Origin of the sequence: Hydrogenophaga sp. (assembly GCF_019264445.1) — a bacterium.
GTDB lineage: Bacteria > Pseudomonadota > Gammaproteobacteria > Burkholderiales > Burkholderiaceae_C > Hydrogenophaga.
Map to the genome: position 1 here is coordinate 26215 of NZ_JAHVAB010000036.1, position 23866 is coordinate 50080.

Annotated in this window: 22 protein-coding genes and 2 pseudogenes; 14 read left to right on the forward strand and 10 right to left on the reverse strand. The window is 62.6% G+C overall.

Annotated elements, in window-relative coordinates:
* Position 1 precedes the first annotated feature (1 nt).
* Complete coding sequence (locus KXJ60_RS05455; protein ID WP_291124875.1) at positions 2 to 703, forward strand: SOS response-associated peptidase family protein; 702 nt, start codon at positions 2 to 4, stop codon at positions 701 to 703.
* Positions 704 to 714: 11 nt separating this feature from the next.
* Here KXJ60_RS05455 and KXJ60_RS05460 read toward each other — a convergent pair whose 3' ends face one another.
* From KXJ60_RS05460 to KXJ60_RS05480, 5 genes and pseudogenes are all read right to left on the reverse strand, one after another.
* The gene (locus KXJ60_RS05460; RefSeq protein WP_291124877.1) at positions 715 to 987 is read right to left on the reverse strand and encodes a hypothetical protein; all 273 of its coding nucleotides are present in this window, start codon (positions 985 to 987) and stop codon (positions 715 to 717) included.
* 284 nt (positions 988 to 1271) lie between these two features.
* Entirely contained in the window at positions 1272 to 1472 is a 201-nt protein-coding gene (locus KXJ60_RS05465; RefSeq protein ID WP_291124879.1) for a hypothetical protein, read from the reverse strand.
* Between the two features lie 550 nt (positions 1473 to 2022).
* Positions 2023 to 2874: a hypothetical protein gene (locus KXJ60_RS05470; protein ID WP_291124882.1), complete on the reverse strand. Its 852-nt coding sequence runs from the start codon at positions 2872 to 2874 to the stop codon at positions 2023 to 2025.
* Between the two features lie 44 nt (positions 2875 to 2918).
* Positions 2919 to 3134, reverse strand: a pseudogene (locus KXJ60_RS05475) (IS21 family transposase); the annotation flags it as partial.
* A gap of 1154 nt (positions 3135 to 4288) precedes the next feature.
* Positions 4289 to 5218, reverse strand: coding sequence for a LysR family transcriptional regulator (locus KXJ60_RS05480; RefSeq protein ID WP_100174423.1), 930 nt, complete (start codon positions 5216 to 5218; stop codon positions 4289 to 4291).
* A 117-nt stretch (positions 5219 to 5335) separates the two neighbouring features.
* On the opposite strand from KXJ60_RS05480, the gene KXJ60_RS05485 reads away from it, so the two are divergent.
* The 11 genes from KXJ60_RS05485 to KXJ60_RS05535 all read left to right on the forward strand — a co-directional run bounded on the left by KXJ60_RS05485 (position 5336) and on the right by KXJ60_RS05535 (position 13719).
* The gene (locus tag KXJ60_RS05485; RefSeq protein WP_100174373.1) at positions 5336 to 6442 is read left to right on the forward strand and encodes a YeiH family protein; all 1107 of its coding nucleotides are present in this window, start codon (positions 5336 to 5338) and stop codon (positions 6440 to 6442) included.
* A gap of 161 nt (positions 6443 to 6603) precedes the next feature.
* Positions 6604 to 7035 carry a nuclear transport factor 2 family protein gene (locus KXJ60_RS05490; RefSeq protein WP_008904227.1) on the forward strand — a complete coding sequence of 144 codons (432 nt, stop codon included), beginning with the start codon at positions 6604 to 6606 and terminating at the stop codon, positions 7033 to 7035.
* A gap of 120 nt (positions 7036 to 7155) precedes the next feature.
* Positions 7156 to 7473 carry a hypothetical protein gene (locus KXJ60_RS05495; RefSeq protein ID WP_231624607.1) on the forward strand — a complete coding sequence of 106 codons (318 nt, stop codon included), beginning with the start codon at positions 7156 to 7158 and terminating at the stop codon, positions 7471 to 7473.
* Positions 7474 to 7519: 46 nt separating this feature from the next.
* A complete protein-coding gene (locus KXJ60_RS05500; RefSeq protein ID WP_008904230.1) occupies positions 7520 to 8023 on the forward strand; it encodes a sigma-70 family RNA polymerase sigma factor in 504 nt (167 codons plus the stop codon).
* Positions 8024 to 8042: 19 nt separating this feature from the next.
* Positions 8043 to 8942, forward strand: coding sequence for an anti-sigma factor (locus KXJ60_RS05505; RefSeq protein ID WP_108322911.1), 900 nt, complete (start codon positions 8043 to 8045; stop codon positions 8940 to 8942).
* Between the two features lie 161 nt (positions 8943 to 9103).
* The gene (locus KXJ60_RS05510) at positions 9104 to 10498 is read left to right on the forward strand and encodes a YncE family protein (RefSeq protein ID WP_062405660.1); all 1395 of its coding nucleotides are present in this window, start codon (positions 9104 to 9106) and stop codon (positions 10496 to 10498) included.
* Positions 10495 to 10854 carry a DUF305 domain-containing protein gene (locus KXJ60_RS05515; protein WP_008904210.1) on the forward strand — a complete coding sequence of 120 codons (360 nt, stop codon included), beginning with the start codon at positions 10495 to 10497 and terminating at the stop codon, positions 10852 to 10854. The genes KXJ60_RS05510 and KXJ60_RS05515 overlap by 4 nt, the downstream gene beginning before the upstream one ends.
* Before the next feature lie 70 nt (positions 10855 to 10924).
* A complete protein-coding gene (locus KXJ60_RS05520; RefSeq protein ID WP_050813810.1) occupies positions 10925 to 11458 on the forward strand; it encodes a sigma-70 family RNA polymerase sigma factor in 534 nt (177 codons plus the stop codon).
* Entirely contained in the window at positions 11455 to 12057 is a 603-nt protein-coding gene (locus tag KXJ60_RS05525; protein ID WP_066787015.1) for a hypothetical protein, read from the forward strand. The genes KXJ60_RS05520 and KXJ60_RS05525 overlap by 4 nt, the downstream gene beginning before the upstream one ends.
* Positions 12058 to 12142: 85 nt before the next feature.
* Positions 12143 to 13375, forward strand: a complete 1233-nt coding sequence (locus KXJ60_RS05530) for a sulfite oxidase (RefSeq protein ID WP_041484972.1) — start codon at positions 12143 to 12145, stop codon at positions 13373 to 13375.
* Positions 13372 to 13719 carry a cytochrome c gene (locus KXJ60_RS05535; RefSeq protein ID WP_008904214.1) on the forward strand — a complete coding sequence of 116 codons (348 nt, stop codon included), beginning with the start codon at positions 13372 to 13374 and terminating at the stop codon, positions 13717 to 13719. Before KXJ60_RS05530 ends, KXJ60_RS05535 begins: the two co-directional genes overlap by 4 nt.
* Positions 13720 to 14492: 773 nt before the next feature.
* Here the strand turns inward: KXJ60_RS05535 and KXJ60_RS05540 are convergent.
* The 5 genes and pseudogenes from KXJ60_RS05540 to KXJ60_RS05560 form a co-directional block, all read right to left on the reverse strand.
* Entirely contained in the window at positions 14493 to 15044 is a 552-nt protein-coding gene (locus tag KXJ60_RS05540) for a hypothetical protein (RefSeq protein WP_291124918.1), read from the reverse strand.
* Positions 15041 to 17155 (reverse strand): hypothetical protein, encoded by a 2115-nt coding sequence (locus KXJ60_RS05545; protein ID WP_291124921.1) that lies wholly within the window; start codon positions 17153 to 17155, stop codon positions 15041 to 15043. The genes KXJ60_RS05540 and KXJ60_RS05545 overlap by 4 nt, the downstream gene beginning before the upstream one ends.
* 104 nt (positions 17156 to 17259) lie before the next feature.
* A complete protein-coding gene (locus KXJ60_RS05550) occupies positions 17260 to 19005 on the reverse strand; it encodes a hypothetical protein (protein ID WP_291124922.1) in 1746 nt (581 codons plus the stop codon).
* A 303-nt stretch (positions 19006 to 19308) separates the two neighbouring features.
* On the reverse strand, positions 19309 to 20262 hold the full coding sequence (locus tag KXJ60_RS05555; RefSeq protein ID WP_291124924.1) for a hypothetical protein: 954 nt from the start codon (positions 20260 to 20262) through the stop codon (positions 19309 to 19311).
* 460 nt (positions 20263 to 20722) lie between these two features.
* A pseudogene (locus tag KXJ60_RS05560) lies at positions 20723 to 21673 on the reverse strand (ATP-binding protein); the annotation flags it as partial.
* A 340-nt stretch (positions 21674 to 22013) separates the two neighbouring features.
* Here KXJ60_RS05560 and KXJ60_RS05565 point away from each other — a divergent pair.
* Both KXJ60_RS05565 and KXJ60_RS05570 read left to right on the forward strand, forming a co-directional pair.
* Positions 22014 to 22352 carry a P-II family nitrogen regulator gene (locus KXJ60_RS05565; protein WP_291124926.1) on the forward strand — a complete coding sequence of 113 codons (339 nt, stop codon included), beginning with the start codon at positions 22014 to 22016 and terminating at the stop codon, positions 22350 to 22352.
* A 31-nt stretch (positions 22353 to 22383) separates the two neighbouring features.
* A complete protein-coding gene (locus tag KXJ60_RS05570; protein ID WP_291124929.1) occupies positions 22384 to 23826 on the forward strand; it encodes an ammonium transporter in 1443 nt (480 codons plus the stop codon).
* The last annotated feature ends 40 nt before the right edge of the window (positions 23827 to 23866 follow it).

Here is a 23866-nt window from a genome sequence, read left to right on the forward strand (position 1 = left end):
CATGTGCAACTTATACGGCAGCACCAAAGAGGCCAACGTCCGCAAGCATTGGCGGCCGGCGAATCAACTTCCGCTGGAATGGCCTGGCGGCATCGTTGCACCTCGCAAGCCCGGCCCCTTCCTTCGGCGTGCGCGTGATGACGCGGGGTACTCGCGCGAGCTGGCAATCGGCCGCTGGGGCCTCATTCCATGGTTCTCCAAAACCGCCGACATCAAGTACGCCACAAACAACGCGAGATCCGAAGAGCTGACCGAGAAGGCCAGCTACAAGCACCCTTGGGCGCGCGGGCAGCGCTGCATCATCCCTGCCGACTGGTTCGATGAACCCAACTGGGAAACCGGAAAGAACGAGTGGTGGCGCTTCCGCCGTGCCGATGGCGAGCCCTGGGGCCTTGCTGGGCTGTGGAACGTCTGGAAGGACGCTGCCACGGGCGAAGAGGTTGAGAGCTACACAATGCTCACGCCGCACGCCAACAGTCACCCTCTCATGAAGCGGATGCATCGGCCCGACTTGGACCCAGCCACAAAGCTGCCGTTGCCGATGGACAAGCAGGACAAGCGCAGTGTCATCCCGATCGAGCAGACCGACGTCGACCAGTGGCTGGGGGGCACTGTTCAGGATGCGCATGCCTTGCTCCGGCTGGCGCCGGTCGAGGTGTTTGACGCCGGGCCTTCGGTGCAATCCACACCTACGTTGCTTTGAGATGACGTCGATCATCGGATGCGCGCTCTAGGTGGATAGCTCCGCTCGGGCTTGAGCCAGCCTTTGCCCACTGGTGGCTCTGGCCTGTCCCCAGATTTACTGCGAATCTCATTCCAGAGCTTCACATCAAACGGTGGCAAAGGCTGGCTGTCATTGCCTCGCGGGCGCACAAGCCATGCCTGCTCGATTTCCTCGATGCCCTTGTCCGTCGTTTGCAGCTGGGTGCCTTGCCAGACCTCTCCGTCGATGGGCAAGTGGGTAACTCGCGGTTCGATCAAGATCATGACGGGGCGTTGCATCAATCCGGCTGGCTGGTATAGGGTCGCTACCCGTGCAGTCCTCAGCAGTGACGTACGACCAGGACTCCAGGTGGCCATGGAAATGCGGCCAAACTCAGGTGCCGGCCACTCCTTGGGGTGCAGGCGCCTCTCGTTACGACGGAGTACGATAACTTCGTAGAACACTGTATTAATATACAGTTGCCCATGCACTCTTTTGAGCCCGGCCGACGTGCGGCGGGCATTGCGATGGGAAAAGAAAACTCGCCGGAGCGCATCCCTGCTGAGGCCTACAAAGGCACGGGCGATCGATACACTTTTACCGGACCCGAGCCTTCATACACCACCTCACCGGTGGCAATCACGATCACGATCCACCACTCGCGCACTTGGATCGCATGATAGGCATCGGGCTCAAGTTGCAGCACTCGCTCGGTGTATTGCCGTCTCCCGGCGATGGGGTGCCAGAGCAGGGTCGGATGCTCCACCATCAGAACAGCACCGGCGACACAAACACTTCGACGGGTCCTGGCCCCTGATAGATAGGTTCACCGGTCGCCGCAATACGGACGATCCACCAGTCGCCTCGCTGCTCGACTCCGTAGGCTGTCGCTGATAACTCCAGAACCGTTTCAACGGGAAAGGGGAGTCCATCCGGTACAGGGTGGCGCAAGAGCGTCGGGTGGTCCACACGGACATGATACGGGAGGGGGTATGCAGGTGCCCCGGCCGCGCAAGGATGGTGGCGCACGCTGGCATTCCGGCTGGGCAAAAGAAAACCCGCCGAAGCGGGCTAACCGCTTTGCGGAGGAGAAGCTCGGGGAGGATCGAGCTTCGAAGACATTCGTGTGTGGCAGTGGCGCAAGTATCTCGACCCGTAGTGGGAGAAATTGTCAGAGCAGGGCGCTAGTACGCGGAGGATTCGAGGAGGTCGAGGTGAGGCTGCCCCAACGGCGAGCCAACCCGCCCGCTGGAAGGATGTAAGACCCCGCCTGGAAGCGGGCGGGTTGGCTCGCCGTTGGGCCTCGCCTCGACCGAGGGTTAGGCCCCACTGCTGGCGTCAAAGTGCGGCAGAGTAGGAGAATGGAGCACGGCAAATGGGCCGTCCTTCCCTGTCTTAGTTCGTAGGCGATCAACGATTGATTCCAGGAGGCTTGGGACGCAGGAACCGAACACAACTAGGCCAAACGCATTGCCGAAGCGAGCCTGCAGGGCAAGGAGATTTGTATCGGGCGAGAAGGTCAGTTTGTATTCGAACTGGTCGCCCAAGTAGGTAGCCCCTCGTTGAACAGGCGGAGCGTCTCCGCCTATGTCCTTCAACAGTTCGAACATGGGGTACTTCCCGTGTCTCACGAGATCGGTGTTGGTGAACCAATTGAGGAGAAGGCAGCCGTCAGTTGGGAAGACACGTCCCGTTTCACGATAGAAGACGCCCTTTGCCAACTTTCGGCCAAGGGTGCATACCGCGTTGTGGAACTCTTCTGGGACGCTAACGCCGGCCACCTCTTGATGCGTTTGACCAGGCCCAGGCACGATGCCAAGTTCACGATTGCGCTGACGCGCCTGGGCTGCGCTCGGCAGCATCTTGCGAAACAAGTCCGGCTTTTGACGGTTCACGGCTTTCATCAGGCCGACCAACTTGCCGTCCCTGTCCCCTTTCTCTTCAAACGGGTCCATTCGAGCCAACATCGCGACGACGAGATCTTGATCGTCTGTGCCAAGGTTGCACGGTTCACAAGACGGAAACTCGAAGCCCTCGGGCCACTGTCGATCCTGGAACAGTGCCCTCGGTGGGCAATGCTCTACTGTTGTTGCGGGACTTCCGCCGCCACAGAACGCGCACATCGAGTGCTGTGCAAGAAATGCTTTGCGTCGCTTGGTTGCTGCGCCCATGCTTAGATGTGGATGGCAGTTTCGAAAGTCAGGTTCTGGACTGTGTGGAGCTGCAGCAAAGTGCGCCACTGTTTGCGCGACTTTGTTGCCTCGATCGACAGCCAGGTTGAGAGTTTGTCGGCGAATGGATCGGACCTGCTGGAGCTTGCACGTCTGGCGTAGCGGGGATCTTCATCGCCCGCCCGCAGGGACTTCTTCACGGTGTTGCGAGCCAGGCCAGTACGCCTTGAGATCTCGCGGATGTTCGCTTCTTCAGTCATCTGAGCGCTTGGAATCAACGACGCCTGCGGTACTTACCAACAAGGCAGAGCGGGAGTTGAGGTGATTGTCTGGCGACGCATCAGACGCGTGAGCGTCCTGCAGACAACAAAACAAAGACGCCTCCATGCGGAGGCGTCCAGAATGGCGGGGGAGTCTGCTTTTACCCAGCTGCATGCCCCTTGTCCTTAACTTCTTTCAGTGGTCCTTTGCCTTAACCCCCAGAGACTTGGCGCCGTTCCAACCGCATTTCAAATGAACCTTTTTGACCTTCATTTCTTGACTCCTTTCTTGGCTTTCGCTTCGAGTTCGAGTTTGAACTCCACTTTCAAAGTGGAGGCAAAGGCAATCAGACCACCTAAGAAGTCTCCAGACAAACCCACATACAGCAAAGCAGGTAAACCGTGAAACCTACAGCACGTAGTGCTTCGTGAAAATGTAATGTGCCTGCCGCTGAAAGGCAAGCTCTGGACCGGTCATTGGTTGTCACTCTGTGAACTTCCGCTCCCGACCGATAGTGCTAGGCCGCAGCACGAGGGTGACTTGCAGCAACCGCTGCGAAGCCGAAGGCCAGGCTCCAAGGGCAGCTCGAGACTGATTGCTGCCACTTAGGTTCGACGGCAGAGTCCATGGGCGCCACCGCAAGCGGTCGCTCACCGGTCAGGATCTCAAGCGACCGATCGATTACCTGTACCGGTCGTTCGGCACTGTAGCGAAGTGCAAAGTTCTGGAATGGCCCTTTGCGTCACGGACGAAACGGTGTTCCGGACCCTGGGCAGGCCTTCTTCAAGCGCCAGCAGGGAGGGCGAATCACTTCTTTTGGTCCTTCAGTGTCCGTAGCGCAATACCCGCCACCCGGGTTCCCAGTGCTCCTCAAAGTGCGTGATAGACGGGCAATAGTTCACTTTGACCTGATGCTGTTGCAACATTCTGATCATTGCTCTCGCCGCAAATAAAGAAGGAGACAAGGGGTGGCCGTTGGATCGCAATGCCCAAGACATCGCGTGCGGTATGTGGATATGCGGCAGTCTTGACCTCGCCATCCGCATCCGGCATTTGTGCAGGTGAGCCTGCCGTGAATCTCGTTGAAGGTGCGTGGATAAGCTTGAGCGCCGACTGGCGAGCTGCTCAGGCCTGACCTCGATGGAGTCACATTTCATGGCGCCGTTTTCTCGGCGCCAGATACCTGGTCGACAAATGCCAGCAGCGAAGCGGTGGGCTGTTTGTCGCGATGCACGACCAGGTGAGATTGTCGGAGCTGCCGCGGCAAGGTCGTGGCGATGCGGCACAGGCGGCCGGCCTCCAAAGCGTCGCTCACGACCCACGACGAAAGGCAGGCCACCCCCATACCCGCCTCGGCCGCATGTTTGATCGCCTCCGAACTTCCCAGCTCGATGCTTCGACGGTAGGAGCGCAAGTGGGGCAGCAGACTTTGGTCGGTGGCCTCGCGCGTTCCCGAGCCCAACTCACGCACCAGCCAGACCCCTTCACGCAGTGTCCGCATTGGCACCCGCTCGCCGGCCAGGCTCATTCGTGCCCACGCGCTGTCGGGCGATGTAACGACCACCATCTCGTCCTGGTGCCATGGCGTGACGGCCAGCGCCGCTTGGTGGCAAGGCCCTTCGATCAGGCCCACGTCCAGTTCAAACGCAGCGACCGCGTCACAGATGGCCGCCGTGTTTCCGATCACGACCTTTGAGCGCCAGGCACTGGCATGGCCCGGTTGCGCTGCGACAAAACGGGCCAGCAGCCTGGGCAGCACATAGTTGCCGATGGTGGTGCTGGCGCCGATGCGCAGCGACTGCGCCTGGGCGCTGCCATCGCGGGACATCAACTCGATGCCGGCGGCACCGTCCAGCAGCGCCAGGGCCCGCGGCAGTAACGCACGGCCGTTGTCGTTGAGCAGCAGGCGCTTGCCCGCGCGGTCGAACAGGCGCAGCGACAGCAGCCGCTCAAGTTCATTCACGGCCGAGCTGGTGGCCGACTGCGACAGCGCGATCTCGGCGCTGGCTGCCGTGGTAGTGCCGCTGCGCGCAACCGCCACGAAGATCTGCAGCTGTCGCAGCGTGAGGCGAAGGGTATTCATGGCGGATTTGTTTGCAAAGCGATCAGATGGGTACATCTTAGCGATACAACCCGTTTGACGGGTCATCTATGAAGCCGGAAGCTTCGTCCTCATGAACTTCAACCGGAGGCAAGCAGCATGACCATCAACGTACTTCCTGAGCCACGCACATCGGCCTCTGCATCGGCTTTCGCACGCATGCTCCCCGGCCTGGCCCTGAGCGGCGCCTTGGCTGCCACCGGTATCGCGCTGGGCCGCATCGCCTGGCTGCAGGACCATGGCTTCAGTGCGCTGACGCTGGCCATCGTGCTGGGCATGATCGTGGGCAACACGGTTTACCCGTGGGCCCCGCGCTGGGCGGTAGCCAGCGGCGCCGGCGTCAACTTCTCCAAGCAGAACCTGCTTCGCCTGGGCGTGGTGCTGTACGGCCTGCGGCTCACCGTGCAGGACATTGACCATGTTGGCATAGCTGGTGTCGCCATCGACACAATGATATTGGGCTCGACCTTCGCACTGGCCTGCCTCATCGGCACGCGCTGGCTGGGCCTGGAGCGCAAGACGGCGATGCTGATCGGCGCTGGCAGTGCCATCTGCGGCGCTGCTGCGGTGATGGCCGCCGAGCCGGTGGTCAAGGCGCGCGCCGAGCAGGTCACGGTGGCGGTGGCCACGGTGGTGGTGTTCGGCACGCTGGCGATCTTCCTGTACCCGGCGCTGTTCGAGCTGAACCGGCACTGGGCGCTGATCCCCGGCGGCGCCAACGGGTTCGGCATCTACGTCGGATCGACCATCCACGAGGTGGCCCAGGTGGTGGCCGCAGCACGTTCGGTGGGCCCGGACGCAGCCAACTCGGCCGTCATCGCGAAGATGGTTCGAGTAATGATGCTGGCGCCGTTCCTGGTGATGCTGTCGGCTTGGCTGGCGCGCGACAGCACCCTGCAAGCCCTGGTGGAGGCAGAGCATGCTCACGCCAAGGGTCAACTCGCTGTGCCCTGGTTCGCCTTCGGCTTCGTCGCGGTTGTGTTGCTCAATTCGCTGCAATGGCTGCCGGCGTCGGTGGTGGCAGTGACGATCGAGATTGACACCGCGCTGCTGGCGATGGCGATGGCTGCGCTCGGCCTGGCCACGCACATCGGCGCCATTCGCAAGGCCGGGGCCAAGCCGCTGCTGCTGGCGTTGATCTTGTTCGGCTGGCTCATCGTCGGAGGCGCGCTCATCAACCGCTGGGTGCCGGCCCTGCTGGGCTGAAGCCTCGAATTCACGGCCCAGGGCCCTGACCCTAAATTTCTTTGCACGCTCTGGAATAGACCGCATGCCGACGCCGTCTGCTCTTTTGTCGGGACCTATCGGACCCTTCGTCCAGCACTCACCCCCCTTCACTTCACACCAACCCTTCATCGGAGCCCACAATGTTCAAGACTTTCGCTTTCGCCGCCACCGCCCTGACGCTCGCCTCCGGCAGCGCCTTCGCCGCCCCCAGCGACGACGCCCGCACGCACTTCCAGGCCATCGCCTCGGGCGACACCCAGATCGTCATGCGTGCCTATGCCGACCAGGCCCAGCTGAACTGGGTAGGCGGCCCACTCGACGGCACCTATGCCACCACCGATGCCATTCGCGGCACCTGGGAGAAGTTCGGCAAGGCCGTCGGCCCACTGAAGCTCACAGTCGGCCAGATTGAAGAATCGGCCAACCCCAAGGGCGCCACCGTCTCGGCCAACGTCGTCTTCGAAGGCAAGATGCCCATCAAGGTGCGCTACGTGCTGACGTTCCGTGAAGGCAAGATCGTCAGTGAAACCTGGCAGATCGACCCCAAGCTGGCGGTGGCTGCGGCTTACTGAACGGCACGCAGCGTGGCTACTCTCCACCAGACCCTAAAGGACAACCCCATGAAGCACCTTTCGACTCTGGCCGCGCTGCTGATCACAGCGGCTTCCTTCGCGGCACCACTCACCGGCGCTATGGCTGCCGACGCGCCGGCCAAGCTCGCCAACGGCGCGCTGGTCGACGCCAAGGGCATGACGCTCTACACCTTCGACAAGGACGTGGCAGGCAGCGGCAAAAGCACCTGCAACGGCGGCTGCGCCGCGCTGTGGCCGCCCGCGATGGCCGCCGCCAGCGACCAACCCGCCGGTGCATACACGATCGTCATGCGCGACGACGGTGCGCGCCAGTGGGCCTACAAGGGCAAGCCGGTGTACACCTACCAGGCCGACCAGAAGCCCGGCGACCGCGCCGGCGACAACTTCAAAGACGTCTGGCACATCATCAAGGAATGACATTTGCTGTCGACTTCCGTCCAGACCCTCAGGCCACGACCCCCCGATGCAAGACGACGCAAGCCTGCTGAGCTGGGTGCCGCGCCTGCGCCGCTATTCGCGCGCACTGGTGAACAACCGTGACGACGCCGACGATTTGGTGCAGGACACGCTGGAGCGGGCCTGGGCCAAGTCGAACCTGTGGGGCGGCGTGGCCGACATGCGCGCCTGGCTCTTCAGCATCATGCACAACCTGCACGTCGATGGCGTGCGCCGTCCCAGGCTGCACACCGTGACCATGGACGACGACACGCCCGAAGTGCCGGTGGCGCCGACACAAACCGACAGGCTGGCTGTACTGGATCTGCAGGCTGCACTGGACTTGCTGCCCGTCGAGCAGAAGGAAGTGCTTCTTCTGGTGACGCTGGAAGACATGGCCTATGCCGATGTGGCGCAGGCCCTGGGTATCCCCATCGGCACCGTGATGTCGCGCCTGTCGCGAGGCCGTGAGCGCCTGCGCGGCCTGATGGAAGGCCGCGCAGAACCGGTGCGGCTGAAAGTCGTCAAATGAATGTATTGCGAAGCAACCCATGAATACCGACCGTCCGCCACCGTCCATTCCCCCGGTCACCGAGGCCGACCTGCATGCGTTCGTTGATGGCCGCCTGCCCGCTGAGCGCCAGGTCGAGATCGCCGCTTATCTGGCCGCACGCCCTGAAGACGCGCAGCGCTTGGAGGCCTACCGGGCGCATAAGCGCGAACTGCACGCCTTGTTCGATCCCGTGCTGGATGAACAGCCGCCGCAGCGCCTGCTGAAATCGGCGCGCCCGCGCGCCGTGCCGCAGACGCCTTGGTACCTCCAGCGCCTGGCCGCTGGGATCGCCATCGCCGTCATCAGCGGCGCCACAGGCTGGGGCTTGCGGGGCGGCCTGCCCGCGGGGGGCGACGATGCCGGCCGCATGGCCGCCGCGGCACCCGCCGAGCGCGGCCTGACGCTGGCGTCAGCGGGCGGCTTCGCGCAGCGCGCGGCGGTGGCTCACGCGGTATACAGTCCCGACCCGCGCCGCCCGGTCGAGGTGGACGCGGCGCACGAAGACCAGCTCGTGGCCTGGCTGTCCAAGCGCATGGGCGCGCCGATGAAGCCGCCGTACCTGCAGGCCCAGGGCTATACGCTGGAAGGCGGGCGCCTGTTGCCGGGCGGCCAGGGGCCGGTGGCGCAGTTCATGTACCGCAACGAGCTCGGCAGCAAACTGACGCTGTACGTATCCAACGATGTCGCCGACGTGGGCAGTGCCGCGGGGCCGGACAAGGCACTGCAGGCCAGCGTGAAGAACACAGACACGGCCTTCCGCTTCGCACGCGAAGGTGTGGTCAATGTCTTCTACTGGGTCGACGGTCCCTTCGGCTACGCCCTGTCGTCCGACGCCGACCGCAGCGTGCTGGCGCAGGTGTCGGCCGAGGTCTATCGGCAACTTGGCACCCCGCGCTGAAGGCCAGGGCGGCGTCGGCGCGCCGCGCTGTCGGCATGCCCAGGGAATGAAACGGCCCGAGCCGCGCTCTTGACCTGAAGCAAGCGCTGGGCAGTGGTTCATCGGCGGCTCCCGGCCCACGACCCAAGCGATCACTCTCCACACCAACTCAGAAAGCACACATGACCACCCAACGCCGCGACATTCTCAAGTACACCCTGGCCGCCGCGGCAGCCAGCGCGCTGCCCGCAGCACATGCCCAGGCCCCGTCCGGCGCTTCAGCGGGAGCCGCAGCCACCGGCATCGACCCGCGCGACCGCGTCTTCATCACCAATGAAGACTCCAACACGCTGGTCGTCATCGATCCGAAGACGAACACCGTCGAGAGCACGATCAACCTGACCAGCTTCGACGAAGACCCGCGGCCTCCATTTCGCTACGTCACCGCCGGCGTGGCGCCGACACACGCGGCGATGATCCACAAGCCGCTGTACCACGGCTGCATCGACGCCCACGGCGCGGTGCCGTCGCCCGACGGCCGGCTGCTGGCCACCAGCGGGCGCGGCTCCAGCAACATTTATCTGATCGACGCCGAGCAGCGCCGCGTGATCGGCAACACACCCAACCCTGCGTCTGGGCCCACCACCAACCCCGAGCGCCTGAGTAGTGGCCTGCTGCTGGGCCGCGAACCGCACGAGCCCACTTTCACGCGCAACGGCCGCGAGCTGTGGGTCACGCTGCGCGGTGAAGACCGTATTGCCATCGTCGGCGTCGATCGTGCCGTTCGCCAGCTCAAGGGGGCCGACAGCCCGGGCTCCAGCGCGGTTCGCCAATACCTGCCCACACTGAGCGGCCCGGCGCAGGTGTGGTTCAACCGTGAGGGTACGTTGGCCTTTGTGGCCAGCCAGAAGGTGTCGAAGATCGACGTGTTCCGCGTCAACCCCGGCGCGGATGGCCACAGCCAACCGCAGCGGCTGACCACGCTGGACATCAGCGCACAGGACAAACCCGGCTTCACGCCCTTCATGAAGACCACACCCGACGGTGCCGAGGTGTGGTTCTCGCACAAGCTGGCTGATGCGGTGTCTTGCCGCTCGACGCAGGGTGGCTTCGACCTGATCGACACCGTGCCACTCGGCATGGGCGCTCGGCCCAACCACGTTGAGTTCGTGCGCAATGCGCGCGGCAGCGTGGTCTATGCCAGCCTGGCGCGCATCGACGATGGTGGCCCCGGCGGCGTGGCGTCGAGCCCGATCGCCATCATCGACCGCAGCGCTCCGGGCGGACAGCGCAAGGTGGTGGGCACCTTCTCCAGCCGTGGCCGCGAGTCGCACGGGTTGTGGACCAACCCCGAGAACACGCTGCTGTATGTGGCCCACGAACAGGACGAGCTGCCCGGCACGCCCAACGCGGGCCAGACCGTGTGCAGTGCATTTGATGTGAGCGACCCGCTGCGCCCGACCTTCATTGCGCAGATCCCCCTGGGCAATCTGACGCTGCCCTCTGGCGCGCTGCGCAACAAAAAGAGCATCAACCTCGTCTACGTGCGTGTGGGCGAGAAGGGCCAGACGGCATGAGCGGCGCGCACACCAGCCACGGCGCCAGCGCCGCGCACACCAGCGCATTCCAGCGGGATATGGACGAATCGATGGCCCGCATGATGCAGGCCATGCACAGCCCGGGCTACGCAGGCCAGGCCGACCAGGACTTTCTGGCGATGATGATTCCGCACCACGCCGGCGCTGTGGACATGGCGCGGCTGGTGTTGCAGCATGGGCGCGATCCTGTCACCCGGCAGTTGGCCGAGGAAATCATTGCCGGGCAGACGGTGGAGATCCAGAGCATGCAACGCCGACTGCACACCCTGCAGCAGCGCACAGCCAAAGGTGCGGAAGCGGAATTTCCGTCGCTGGGTGGGACGCGGGGGCCTTGATCGACAGCCCTAGGGAAAGTACCAATGAGCGCCACGGAATGAACCAAGCCATGCAGCGCTCTTGATCACCATGCTGTTCCAGTCTGCCGAGTCCCGCTATAACCAATGGGTGCGTGAGCACTACCGTTTTTTGCTGCGCAGTGCGTGGGCGCTCACTGGTTCGCGCGCCATTGCCGAAGACGTGGTGCAAGACTGTTTTGCCAACGCCTGGAAGCACCGGGAGCAACTGCGCGACGCTGCGCTGGCACGGGCTTGGCTCTTTCAGATCATGCGCCGCGCCGCCTTTCGCCAGGCCGCACCCAGCATGCAGTCGCTGGACGATGAAGAGCAGCCCGAGCAAGCGGCGCCCGACGCGGGGCTGGACGACAAACTCGATGTCGTCAAGGCGCTCGCGCGCCTGGCGCCCATCCACCGCGAGGTGCTGGTGCTGTTTTATTTCGACGACATGCCCACCGCCCAGATGGCCGAGGCGCTGGAGATCGCGCCCGGCACGGTGTTGTCGCGCCTAGCCCGTGCGCGCGACGCTTTGAAGCTGGCCATGGGGGTACCTGCGACACCCAAGGCCGATGTCAACGTTACCCCGTTTCGCAGGACCAAGACATGAGCCCCGATACCGACGCGCCTTTCCTGCCCGACAGCGAATTCGATTTGCGCGCGCGCGCCGAGTTGGCGATCGCCTTCGAGGCCAGCGACGCACCGGCACACCTGTACCGAAAGCCGCAGCCGCTGCTGGCGCGACGCGGCTTGCAGCGTTTTCTGGCTGCGCTTTTGCTGGCCGGTGGCACCAGCGGCGGGGTGCTCGCCGTGCGACCGCCAGCGATGGTGCGCGACGCGATCGACCACGAATACCACGAGCGCAGCTTGCGGGGCAGTTTCATGGAGCAGCGCCAGTTGCTCATGCACCTGGGCATGCGGGACGCCAACGTGGTGCCCGGGTTTCCCCAACTCATGCGGCCATGCGATATCGAAGGTCACCTCGCTTACCACCTCACCACGTTCTTCGAGAAGGGCGGCATGGTGACGGTGTATGCCTTTGACCAGTCTGTGGACCTGCGCGAGGCCAGCGGCTGGTGGAGCAACGTGCACTGGAAGGTGATCCGCTCGCGCGAGGGCAAGCCCTTGTTGCTGGTGGCCCAGAAAAAGAAGGCACTGGCGGTCGCGCAGACGGCACTGCAGGCACCTCCCGTGTCCGGGCCAGGCTGAGGCACCGCGTCCCTGTCAACGAATCAACCGCTCACCCCTTTCACCCCAACCGGCGCACGACGCCCAACCACCGGAGACCCCAGAAATGAACCAACAACCCACCTCGCTCCCCCGGCGCCACCTGCTGGCCGGCAGCGGCGCTGCTTTGGCTGCCGTTGGTCTGGCCAGCTTTGGCCGCACCGCAGCCGCTGCTGGTGAGACCGCGCCCGTCGCCTTGGCCGGTGCTGCCAAGCCTCTGCCAGCGTACGTGGGCTGGAAGGACCCGGCCAGCCTGATCGTGCACAGCAGCACCACCATTGAGACCAAGCGCAGTGTGTTCGGCACCAGCGTAATCACGCCGTCCGAGCAGCTCTACATCCGCAACAACCTGCCCGCGCCCGACGCCTCGATCCTGGGCAACCGCGATGCCTGGGAGATCAACATCGAGGGGGTGAAGAACCCGCGCAAACTCACGCTGGGCGACCTCAAGCGCATAGGCATCGAGACCACGGCGATGGTGTTGCAATGCTCTGGCAACGGACGCGGCTACTTCCCCAACAAGCCCAGTGGAACGCCTTGGCAAGTGGGCGCAGCAGGCTGTGTGGTGTGGAGCGGTGTGCCGGTGCGCTGGGTGGTGGATGCCCTGGGCGGCGTGGAGGCCGGCATGGCCTACCTCACCGGCACAGGCGGCGAAAAACTCCCCGATGGACTGGACCCCAAGAGCGTGATCGTGGAACGCTCGGTGCCTGCTGCCGCACTCGCCGATGCCCTGCTGGCCTGGGAAATGAACGGTGTGCCGATTTCGCTGGCCCACGGCGGCCCACTGCGCTTGATCGTGCCGGGTTACACGGGCGTGAACAACATCAAGTACGTCAAACGCCTGGCCTTCACCGCTCAGGAGACCGACGCACGCATCATGTCGCACGGCTACCGCATTTCACCGCCCGGCGCGAAGGGCGACCCGTCGCAGCCATCGGTGCAGGAAATGACGGTGAAGTCGTGGATCAACGGTCCCGGCACGGACGGCGCCCCGCTTAAAGCGGGTGACACACAGATCCATGGCGTGGCGTTTGGCGGCATGAACGCGGTGGCCAAGGTCGAGGTTTCTCTGGACGGCGGAAAAACCTGGCAGCTCGCGCGCATGGTGGGGCCCGACCTCGGCCGCTTTGCGTGGCGGCAGTTTGTTTTTGCGGCGCGCCTGCCGGCGGGCCAGTTCACCCTGGCGAGCCGAGCCACCGACACCGCAGGCAACGTGCAGCCCGAACAACGCATGGAAAACGCGGGCGGCTACAACAACACCAGCTGGGCCGACCACGCCGTGAAAGTGAGCGTGGCATGAAGCGCACAATCCAAAAACACGCGTTGGTCGCTGCCCTGTGGTCGTTGGCATTCACAGTGCTGCCCGTGCACGCCGCCGACGATGCCGCGCAACTTCAACAAGGCAAGGTGTTGTTCGGCCAAGGCGCGGTGCCTGCCTGCGCCCTGTGCCATGCGCTCAAGGACGCGGGAGCCGAAGGCGCCGTGGGCCCCAGCCTGGACGAGCTCAAGCCCGATGCCAAGCGCGTGGCCACCGCGCTGCGCAACGGCATTGGGCAGATGCCGTCCTACAACGGCAAACTCAGTGATGCGCAAATTGCCGCCCTGGCGGCCTACGTGGCCAAGGCTTCGGGTGGATCAAAGTGATGGCTGGTTGGCCACAGCGCTGTTGCGCCAACTGACAAAAAGGACGGGATCACCTGCAAACAGCGATCCCGACTGAGTGGCTGACCCAGGGCGGGTCAGCCACTCACCATCACTTGCCTGGTTTGATGTCGGGGACCACCATCCAGCCAGCCCCCATCATCACAACCGCCGGGAACTTCTCGCCGGCCTAAGTCTTGCCCAGCATGGCCTTGTGCTCGCGGTAAGCCATCAACGCTGGCGACACGCCCAGGTGATTGATCGCACCATGCTTGATGCTGCTGCAGTCTTGCTCGTCGAGCTTGCAGATCTCTGCACGCTGTTGTCAACTCTCTAGCAATGTCAACTGCGCGCCTGAAACCTGTCTCTGCGCATTACCACGATGCATGAATAGGAGTGATCGCAATCCGGCACGCCAAGGGCATTCACGTTGAAAACTCGAACGGCAGCAACCGCTGCATAGACGACCTTCACTCAGACGTCCCAAGCGCTGAGGGAAGGCCGCAGCCAAAACCCATTGACAACGTCAGTTGACGAAAACTTTGGCACGAAATAGTGCAGTCGCAACAACTAGTGACCTCCAGTCGCAGCACTTTGGCGCCAGTTCCATTTAATGTGGCGCTCTACGAGAGGGATCTGCCATGAACCGTCTTTCGATCCAATGTGAATTGTGGCGAAACTTCTCTTTGGCAGCTTCGGCCGACTGTCAACGACTAAACCAGTAAGTGATTGAGCCGCTCGCGAATGGCAGGCATCACGCAACCGCGAGTCATGGCTTACTTCCCCTTGCGGCGCAGTGGAACGACGCTTGTACTGCATAAAACCTTGACCTGTTCAAGCAGAACATCGCGTTCGCCGCTCAGAGCGCCGAGTTGCACGCGAGCCTTAGCGAGTTCGGCCTCGAGCTGTTGCAGTTGCAATTCTGTGTCCCGATGCGATTGCGCCAGCTCTTCATACAGTTGTTTCCAATCAGCGATCCGCTCCGCGAGAGATCGTTTCACGGCTTTCGCCGAGATTGCGTGTCGGCCTTTCAGGAAAGAGAGCCAAGATCGCACCTCTTGGCCGAGGTCGCGCTGTTTTGGGCTGAAGAACGTCGTCGAGTGCACGCCCGCCCTTCGAGCGACTTCTGCCGCTGAAACCGCCCCGCCGTTCTGAGGATAGATGCCGTTGTTCGCCGCCATCTCTTGCTCGATGGCCGCCATGGCTGACAACACCTGGCTCCGCGTTTCGGCGGACCGATGTTGCCCCCGCTCAAGTGCCTTGGCCCGGATCAAATCTCGGGTGGCGTCCGACCGTTTCACGGAGCCTTTCGAATCGCTTGCACTCATGTGGGGTCCTTCGCGGGCTCAGCGCCCCCGTGATGTGCACCGGCACGAACAACCATCGGATGACACATCCACTTAACACGGAGGTGCTCGAAGCGCACGACGTGCGCGCGAATTTGTCCGGCCCACATTGCCTGCAGCAAGTCATCGTCCGTTTCGATTGCTGTCACATACTCTGCTACACATGAGGCTATCGCTGCATCTACGTCGTCTGTGAGGAAAGCCTCCTCAAGACGGTGGCTACAGTCGCTCTGGCAGTGAGCGGGCTCCGGGCGTCCCTTGCTCCTATTGCAAGGGCCTGCTTCGGAGCCCGGGAACTTGGTGCACAGCACCCCATGTCGCACGACCTCCCAAGCCTTGCCTTGTAGCGTCAGCACCTCCGCAAGCTCACGTACGCTGTCTACCCCCCAAAGCTCTCCGCGTCTATGCGCTCGCTCTCGCTGGACCTTGATCGCACGATCGATCATGAGGGCAGCTGGTCCGCCATACCCGCCAAGCGCAAGCCCGTTGTCGCCCGCGTCCTCTGCCGCCACGATCGACTCGATCGCCTGTTTAGCGCGCATGACGCGCAATTCTCTTCCGACCTGCTCAATCTCGGCCTGGAGCGCCTTGTCGCTAAGGATGTAGTAGAGCGTCATCTCGATCGACTTGTGGCCAAAGACGTCCATCAGTACCTTCGGCGCATGAGTGATAGCAAGTGCAGCCATGCGCGCCACGGTCTTCCTGAACCTGTGTGGCCTCAGCCATTGATTGCTAGGGCGCAGATCCATCCCGAGGGTTCTCGCATAGGACAGCATCGCCCTCTCCAAGTGCAATAGCGGCTTAGTCCGGTCGCTCGCCGATCCCCCAGAAACCTGAACCCAAAGGTGGTCCAGAGTGCTCCGGGCTACTGCCAGCTTTCCGTCCGTAGAGGGTTTTAGAGGTCCAATCGCCTCCACCAGCTTAACCAGGCGTGACTGCTGCTCTATCGCGACTACTGCCAAGTCTGGAAGAACCCAGTCCCGTAGTTCGCCATCGTGACGTTGGACAAGTTTGAAGGTGCGTCCTTTTGCGTAGGGTCTGCCATCCGAGGCGTATGCAACGCAGTCGCGCCGCAAATCCAATGTTTCAGATCTCCGGCCTCCAGTGGAGAGGCAGACTACGAAGAGGTGTGCCAGTTGTAGGTTGCTCAGCAACCCGAAAATAGAAGCAAGGTTTCGCGGTGGCCATGCAGATCCCGCTGCCTCTCCCTCGCTCCCTTGAAGTGCTAGCTTTAGGTCAAACGGCGGCTTCTCGATCAACGCACCTTTGTCATCGCGCCATTCCCAATGTGAGAGGAGCTTCTCAGCGGCCAGCCGGCGTCGGTAGCCGATATTCGACGCAAGGGCACCATCGTCAGTTTCTTCCCAAATCTCCAGGATTCTCTGCGTGATCGCAAAGAGATTTGGCGCAAGAGATTCCATGAGCCAAAGGCTTCGCTGGCCCATCTCAGATACATACTCGTCAGGAAGCGGGAGATGTGAGTCGCGCTGGCGTTCACTGAGTCCAGGCGCAGCGTCCCCAGCAACTTCTGTGATCTGACCCAGATCGTTTCCAATCCTGGGGAGGTCTTCCCAGCAACCTCGGTGGTGAAGCGCGTACATTCTGCGCACTTCTTTCAGTACCGATTCACGCAGGCTGGCACTCAGGTGCGCCAGATCGTCAACGGTTACCACGCTCAGGAGGCCACCTGCTGTTGGAGCTACATCCTTGGAACGCAGCCAGTGGACCAGCGCAAGGGCAAAAAGAGTAGGCGCGATGTAGTAGGCGCAGTCCGCAACCTGGCCTGGATCCAGAGACCTCGCGTTTCCCTTTCTGCCCGTGCCCGCGGGACCCATTCGAAGTATAAGAAGATAGCGGGTGAGTGTCTCTACTGCGAGCTTCAAAAGACGTTCGTTACCCACGTCTTCGGCAATGAAGCGAAGTGACTCGTCGGGAATGGCCGCGATAAGCCGAGCCCGAACGTCAACGTCGCGCTTGGCGGGCGTCACAAATGGACACCACCGTCGCGGCGTGATCCAGCGCCCAAGCACTTTACCGTGCTGAAGAATCGTTTGAGCGGCGACCAGTGATGTCACGTCGGCGGAAACAATCATCTCGGGGCTCATGAGAAGACGGACTTGTGCTCGTGTGCTCTCGATCTCATTGGACGGTGTTTCGCGCTCGCTGTCGGTCGCTAGAGCAGAACTGTTCCTCCCGCTCATGCCTCCCCCTGTAGCCCATCGAGATCTATGACGAAATGCGTTCCATCGTATATCCGCGATTCCCAATCGCGTACCGATGCCGCCACGGCATCGTCGTTGAATCCGCTCAAGGCCAGCTCGGTGTTCTCCATCTCTTGACCAAAAGAGGACTCGAGAAAAGCGATAACAGACATTCTGCGCTGAATTGCTCGTAGCTCTGCCAACCTTTTCGTCAGCCCAGGAAGACTGTCTGGAAAGATAACGGCATGCTCCAAGCACAACATGCATCGCTGCACATGGCACATCGCCCTGCCATCCACTCGGAAGTTCGGTGCTATGTGTGCAGGTGGGCGCGTGGGATCCTTGCACCCAACTCCAATTCGACTTCGACTCAGCGTTCGATAGCTGTCCAAGCGCGCTCGCTCAACGGCATTCGCCTCACCGTCGCGCGAACACTTCGCCACGATGGTGGGGTCAAGTCGCTTGTGAACCTTGATTTCGCTCCACAAGGCATTGCTGAATGTACGAAACAACTCAACCGACTGATCGTTGAGTTGCGTTTTGTTGAGATAGATTTGTGTGCTCTGCGGACTTTTATGTCCGAGCGCCTTCATGACATACAGAACCATGCCGCCGCTGATTCGATATGCATACGCGGCAAATGCGTCGCGGAAGTCTCCTGCCGTCATGGGCGCGATTTGTTGATCACGAGATCGGTCGGCGTTCAGCCTTCCAATCAGACCGTCCAGGAAGCTTGTTCCTTCGCCGCCGTTGACGCCCTTAGCGTACACCGACAAGTTTGGATCGAGCCAGACGATCTCGTCGGTGCTTGTCGCCACGTACAACCAAGGAGACGACACACCAATCTGAAGCTTCGTCACGACCTTTCGTTGCGCGTCCAGTTGCTCTGCGGGCTCCCCATCCCGAAGCATCCGTTGATACTCGAATTCTTGCCTGTTCAACTCTTTGCGAAGCTGTACTCGCAAAGGCTCCGTCCGGCTGATTAGCGTCTGGATGACGACGCCTGCTGAACCTTGCGACTTGTAAAGACCTTCGCTGTACTGCTCACTTCGGCTCCGCGCCTTATATCCACGAAGCAGGTATCTCGTGGGATCTTTTGGATGGGTCTCGATGAACCCCGAATTCGCGTCGATCGTGAGCAGCACCGAGGGGTTCCACCCGGTGGAGGCGAGACACAGATAAAAGGCATATCGAATGTCTTCCGCATCGGGATACCGCCCGCGAAACATGTCAGAAAGGCTGAAGCCGTCCGCGTAGAACGAGCTGGCATTCCTTCCATTCAAGACCTCGTCTTTGCGCGGACGAGGTTGTCCGGCATGTAGCTGCGCAGCCTCCAGCATCCTGTAATTCCGCAGTAATCGCAGCTCTTCTGCATCGGTTGGCTCGCGCCCGGCAAGGAGCTCGTCTGCGGTTTGCCATCGATCCAGCGTGGCAAACCAGCCGTGTTTCAACGCAATCCGGACCTCTCGCACTTGCGACTCGGGCGGCAGGTGGCGGGCCCTTGGCCTAAACGCGGGGCGCGACCAAAGCAATTGGCGAAGGCCTTGCGCCTTGCGCGCGATGTTGATTGCCGCAAGGACAGCACCGAAGGGGCCACGACGCATGTTGTCATCGAAGGCGCGCTGCCGGTGCAGTTCGCCGATGTCTTTGACGCTGCGCACTTTCTGTGACGGTACGCCATGATCAGCAAGGTCCCCTTCTACGACATCAAAAAGGCGCCACCACTCGCGAAGGGCTTGCATATATTGTGCGACTGTCCTTGGTGCGGCGTACTCCCACAGGGCACGAAGTGCTGGTGCCAGCTCAGCAATCAGGTTTGGCCGGCCGGTGAAAGGACGCGCGACTCGGCGCCCTTTTCTGCCTCCTGACCGTCCATCGTCGCCATCAGCAAAAACACGAAGGTCGACAAGCTGAGGCAGCTCATGCCTAGTCCAAAACACCAGCGGGTCACCTTCTTTGTGCTCAAGCTCCCTAGGTCGCACTAACGTGACTTCAGGAGCAAGCTGTCGAAGGTGGTCTTTGTTGTATCGCCGTATCGCCATCCACTATTCCCCGGCGAGATCGAGTTCGTAGATGATGGACAGGTTGGTGCCGAGCATGTCGGCCACCCACTGGAGATAGATCATCGTCGTACTGTCTCGCTTGTGCCCGAGTTGAGGCTGAATCTGTAGCCTGATGATGCTCATTGCGGTTGATTCGAGAAGCGCCGCGCTTGGATGGGGGCCATGCGATGCGAGGTGTTCGTGTTTCTTGAGCTCTCCCCAAAGGATCGAACACGCCCACCAGTCGCGCCCTAGGTGAGGTGACCACCCCTTGAAAGGCAGCTGGACGCTTGTCCAGGCCCTGTAAAGTTCACGCGCGTTCAAGCGCAACCCTGATACATCGTCGAGAAACAGGTGCACAGATTCCATGATGCACTTGCGCTTCCCCGACACGCTTTTCTCCCGCTCGACTAAACGCCGCAGCGCCTTAGGTCTCTCAATTTCCCGATAGCTGTGGAGGCGTTCGGCAAGGTCGAGCGGTATCCAGATGCTGCGTTCCGGTCCCACCTTGTCGCCGTGATCAACACCATAACTAGGCCCCTTCGCGCCGAACTTGATGTCAATAAGAACGCGTTGCTCATGCCGCGGCGCGTCCTCCTTGCTAAGGTGCCAGTCGCCTGGCCTCTCGGGTAGCGTGTCGGTTCTCAGGCACGCGACTTCTTCGCGCCGCATCGCCGTCAGAAGGACCGTCTCACACATCAGACCTTTGGTGTGTCCGCAGGTCTGGTACACCCGCTTGAGCCAAGCATGTAGCTGTTCGTCGGTAGGCATTCGGAGCCAGCGCTTGTTCTTCCGGATCTTTCCTTTTCGAACAGCAATTTGGAAGCTCTCATGGGCAACTGCACTGGTTGCACAGCCCATCTTGATGCTTCTGGTCTCAACTGGGAACTCAAAGGTAGATCGGTGGCCTTTATCGGCTAGCCATGTCAGGAAATCGCACGCCTGCGTCACACGCAAGTTGATGGTTTGAGGGCTTAGCGGTGTAGCGTCTCTCGACCATGAGCCCCTCAGCATCTCGCCTTGATAACGGCCGTGCACATGGTTCGCGTAGTCACACGTCAATATGTCTACGCCTCGGGTGTTGGCCCACTCCAGAAAGTTTGCCAACCAGTGCGCGTAGTTGAGGATCGTCCTGTCTGTGGGGGGTGACCTAGGCTCACGGCCATGGGACACCGGGTCCCAAATCCCGAGTCCACGGTCAATGAGATACCGGCTTGCGAGGCGGTGATATCCAGGTCGGTTATCGAAGATACAAGGTAGCCGCGCAACCTTGCCGAAGCCTGCGGCTGTCGTAGCCACAGGATTGCTGAAGTAAACCCTGTATCCCATCTAGTGCGCTCAATTTGTGAATAGAACCCACCATCAAAGATACGAGGTATCGACTATCTCGTCTATTTTTTGTTTATCCGGCTATAACCATGAACAGCACCCCGTGGTGCGCCAGCGAAATCTCCCCCGGGCGCGGCGGCGAGCCCCCGCCCACCAGGGCCACGGCGCTGGCGCTGTGGTGCGGGGCACAGGTGGGGCGCTGCCCCCAGCGCTCCAGCGCAAACCGCCCGGCGAGCGAGGCCACGGCGGCAGATTCAAGCGCTTCGAGCGTGTCCATGGGCGGCAGCAGGCCGGCAAAGCGCTGCGCCAGCATCGACTTGCCCGAGCCGGGGGGCCCCACCATGAGCAGGCTGTGCCCGCCGGCGGCGGCGATCTCCAGTGCGCGCTTGGCGGCGGCCTGGCCTTTCACGTCGGCGAGGTCGGGGTAGGCGGGCGCGGCGCCCAGGGCCGTGCAGGCCAGCCGCGTCCAGCCCGAGGCCTCGGGCGGTTCGGCGTGGGCGGCGGCGCTGTCGGGCAGAAAGCGGGCCACCACGTCCAGCAAATGGCGCGCGCGGTACACCTGCGCCTGGGGCACGAGCGCGGCTTCTTCTGCGCTGCCCGGCGGCAACACAAGGCGGGTGACGGCGGCGGCCGCGGCGTCGTGGCGGTGCAGCGCCAGGCTCATGGCCAGCGCGCCGCGCACCGGGCGAAGTTCGCCCCCCAGAGAGAGCTCGCCCGCAAACTCCCAGCCGGCCAGGCGCGCCGCGTCGATCTGCCCGCTGGCGGCCAGGATGCCCAGGGCAATCGGCAGGTCAAAGCGCCCCGAGTCCTTGGGCAGGTCCGCCGGGGCGAGGTTGACGGTGATGCGCTTGTTGGACGGGAATTCCAGCCCCGCGTTGGCGATGGCCGAGCGCACCCGCTCGCGCGCTTCCTTCACCCCGGTGTCGGCCAGGCCCACCAGCGTGAAGCTGGGCAGGCCGTTGGCCAGGTGAACCTCCACGCAGACGGGGCGCGCCTCCAGGCCCAGGAGGGCGCGGCTGTGCACCAATGACAGACTCATGTGTGATTTCTCCCTGTTTCGGTGCGCGCCAGGGGCTGTGCGGTGCATTTCCATCGCCGGCACGTGCCGCACTCAAATGGTGCGCACTGCTTTGGTGTGGCCCGGTGCGGGCCGTGGGGGTGCTGGAGCCGCGTGGCCGGGCCACCGAAGCGCCCGCGCACTGTAGGCGCGCTCAGAGGCGGGAACCCCAGGGGGTAGGGTTGCCCGCGTCTGGCATGGTCTGTGCTTGGGGATGTAAGCGATTGAATCCGGGCCGAGGAAGTTCCCAAAGCCCCTCCGCAAACCGCGGTGTCGGCCCCCTGGTCTGAGCACCCTTCCGTTCTAGAAGAGGAATCACAGCATGAAAATGGTTTCAGCCATCATCAAGCCGTTCAAGCTGGACGAAGTGCGCGAAGCACTCTCCGGCATGGGCGTGCAAGGCATCACCGTCACCGAAGTCAAAGGCTTCGGCCGCCAGAAGGGTCACACCGAGCTGTACCGCGGCGCGGAGTACGTGGTCGACTTCCTGCCCAAGGTCAAGATTGAAGCCGCCGTGTCCGACGAGCTCGTCGAGCGCGTGATCGAAGCCATCGAAGGCGCTGCCCGCACCGGCAAGATCGGCGACGGCAAGATTTTCGTCACTTCCCTGGAACAGGTGGTGCGCATCCGGACCGGCGAGACCGGCAAGGAAGCGCTCTGAACGCCGCCCCCTGAACAAGAAAGACACGGACATGAAAAAACTCATTGCAACCCTGTTCCTGGGCATGGGACTGGCCTTTGGCGGCCTCAACGCCATGGCACAAACGGCAGCGCCTGCTGCCGACGCACCCGCCGCTGCAGCGCCTGCTGCCGCACCCGCCATGGCCGCACCGGCCGAAGCACCTGCGGCGGCTGCAGCCGCCGCTCCCGCTGAAGCCGCAGCGCCTGCCGAAGCGGTCAAGGAGACCATGGACAAAGGCGACGTGGCCTGGATGATGATCTCCACCGTGCTGGTCGTGCTGATGGTGGTGCCGGGCCTGGCGCTGTTCTACGGCGGCCTGGTGCGCAGCAAGAACATGCTGTCGGTGCTCATGCAGGTGATGGTGGTGTTCTCGCTGATCTCCGTGCTGTGGGCCGCTTACGGCTACAGCGTGGCGTTCGGCGGTGAAGGCCTGATCATCGGCAACTTCAGCAAGGCCTTCCTGCTGGGCATCAAGCCCGACACGCTGGCTGCGACGTTCACCCCTGGCGTGATGATTCCCGAGCTGATCTTCGTTGCCTTCCAGGCCACGTTCGCCGGCATCACCTGCGCCCTGATCGTGGGCTCGTTCGCCGAGCGCATGAAGTTCAGCGCCGTGCTGCTGTTCTCGGTGATCTGGTTCACCTTTAGCTACCTGCCGATCGCCCACATGGTCTGGGGCGCCGGTGGTTACCTGTTCAGCAAGGGCGCCCTGGACTTCGCCGGCGGCACCGTGGTGCACATCAACGCGGCCATGGCCGGTCTGGTGGGCGCCTACATGGTGGGCAAGCGCATCGGCTACGGCAAGGAAGCGCTCACGCCTCACAGCCTGACGCTGACGATGGTCGGTGCTTCGCTGCTGTGGGTGGGCTGGTTCGGCTTCAACGCCGGCTCCAACCTGGAAGCCAACGGCGGTGCAGGCCTCGCCTTCATCAACACGCTGCTGGCCACCGCTGCTGCGGTGCTGGCCTGGTGCATCGGCGAAGCGCTGAGCAAGGGCAAGGCCTCCATGCTGGGTGCTGCCTCCGGTGCGGTTGCAGGTCTGGTCGCCATCACGCCGGCTTGCGGCTCGGTCGGCCCCATGGGCGGCATCGCCATCGGCCTGATCGCTGGCTTCCTGTGCCTCTGGGGTGTGACCGGCCTGAAGAAGATGCTGGGTGCTGACGACTCGCTCGATGTGTTCGGCGTGCACGGCGTGGGCGGCATCGTGGGTGCGTTGCTCACCGGTGTGTTCTCTGCCGGTTCGCTGGGCGGCATCAAGGGCGACGACTACTCCATCGCCAGCCAGATGGTGGTGCAGGCCGAAGGCGTGCTGATCACCATGGTGTGGTCGGCTGTGGTCGCCTTCATTGCCTACAAGATCGTCGACATGGTCATCGGCCTGCGCGTCAGCGAAGAAGCCGAACGCGAAGGCCTGGACATTTCCGCACACGGCGAGACGGCCTACAACCGTTAAGCCCCCCGAGCTCCGGCGGGGGGTGCGGATGCCACCACGC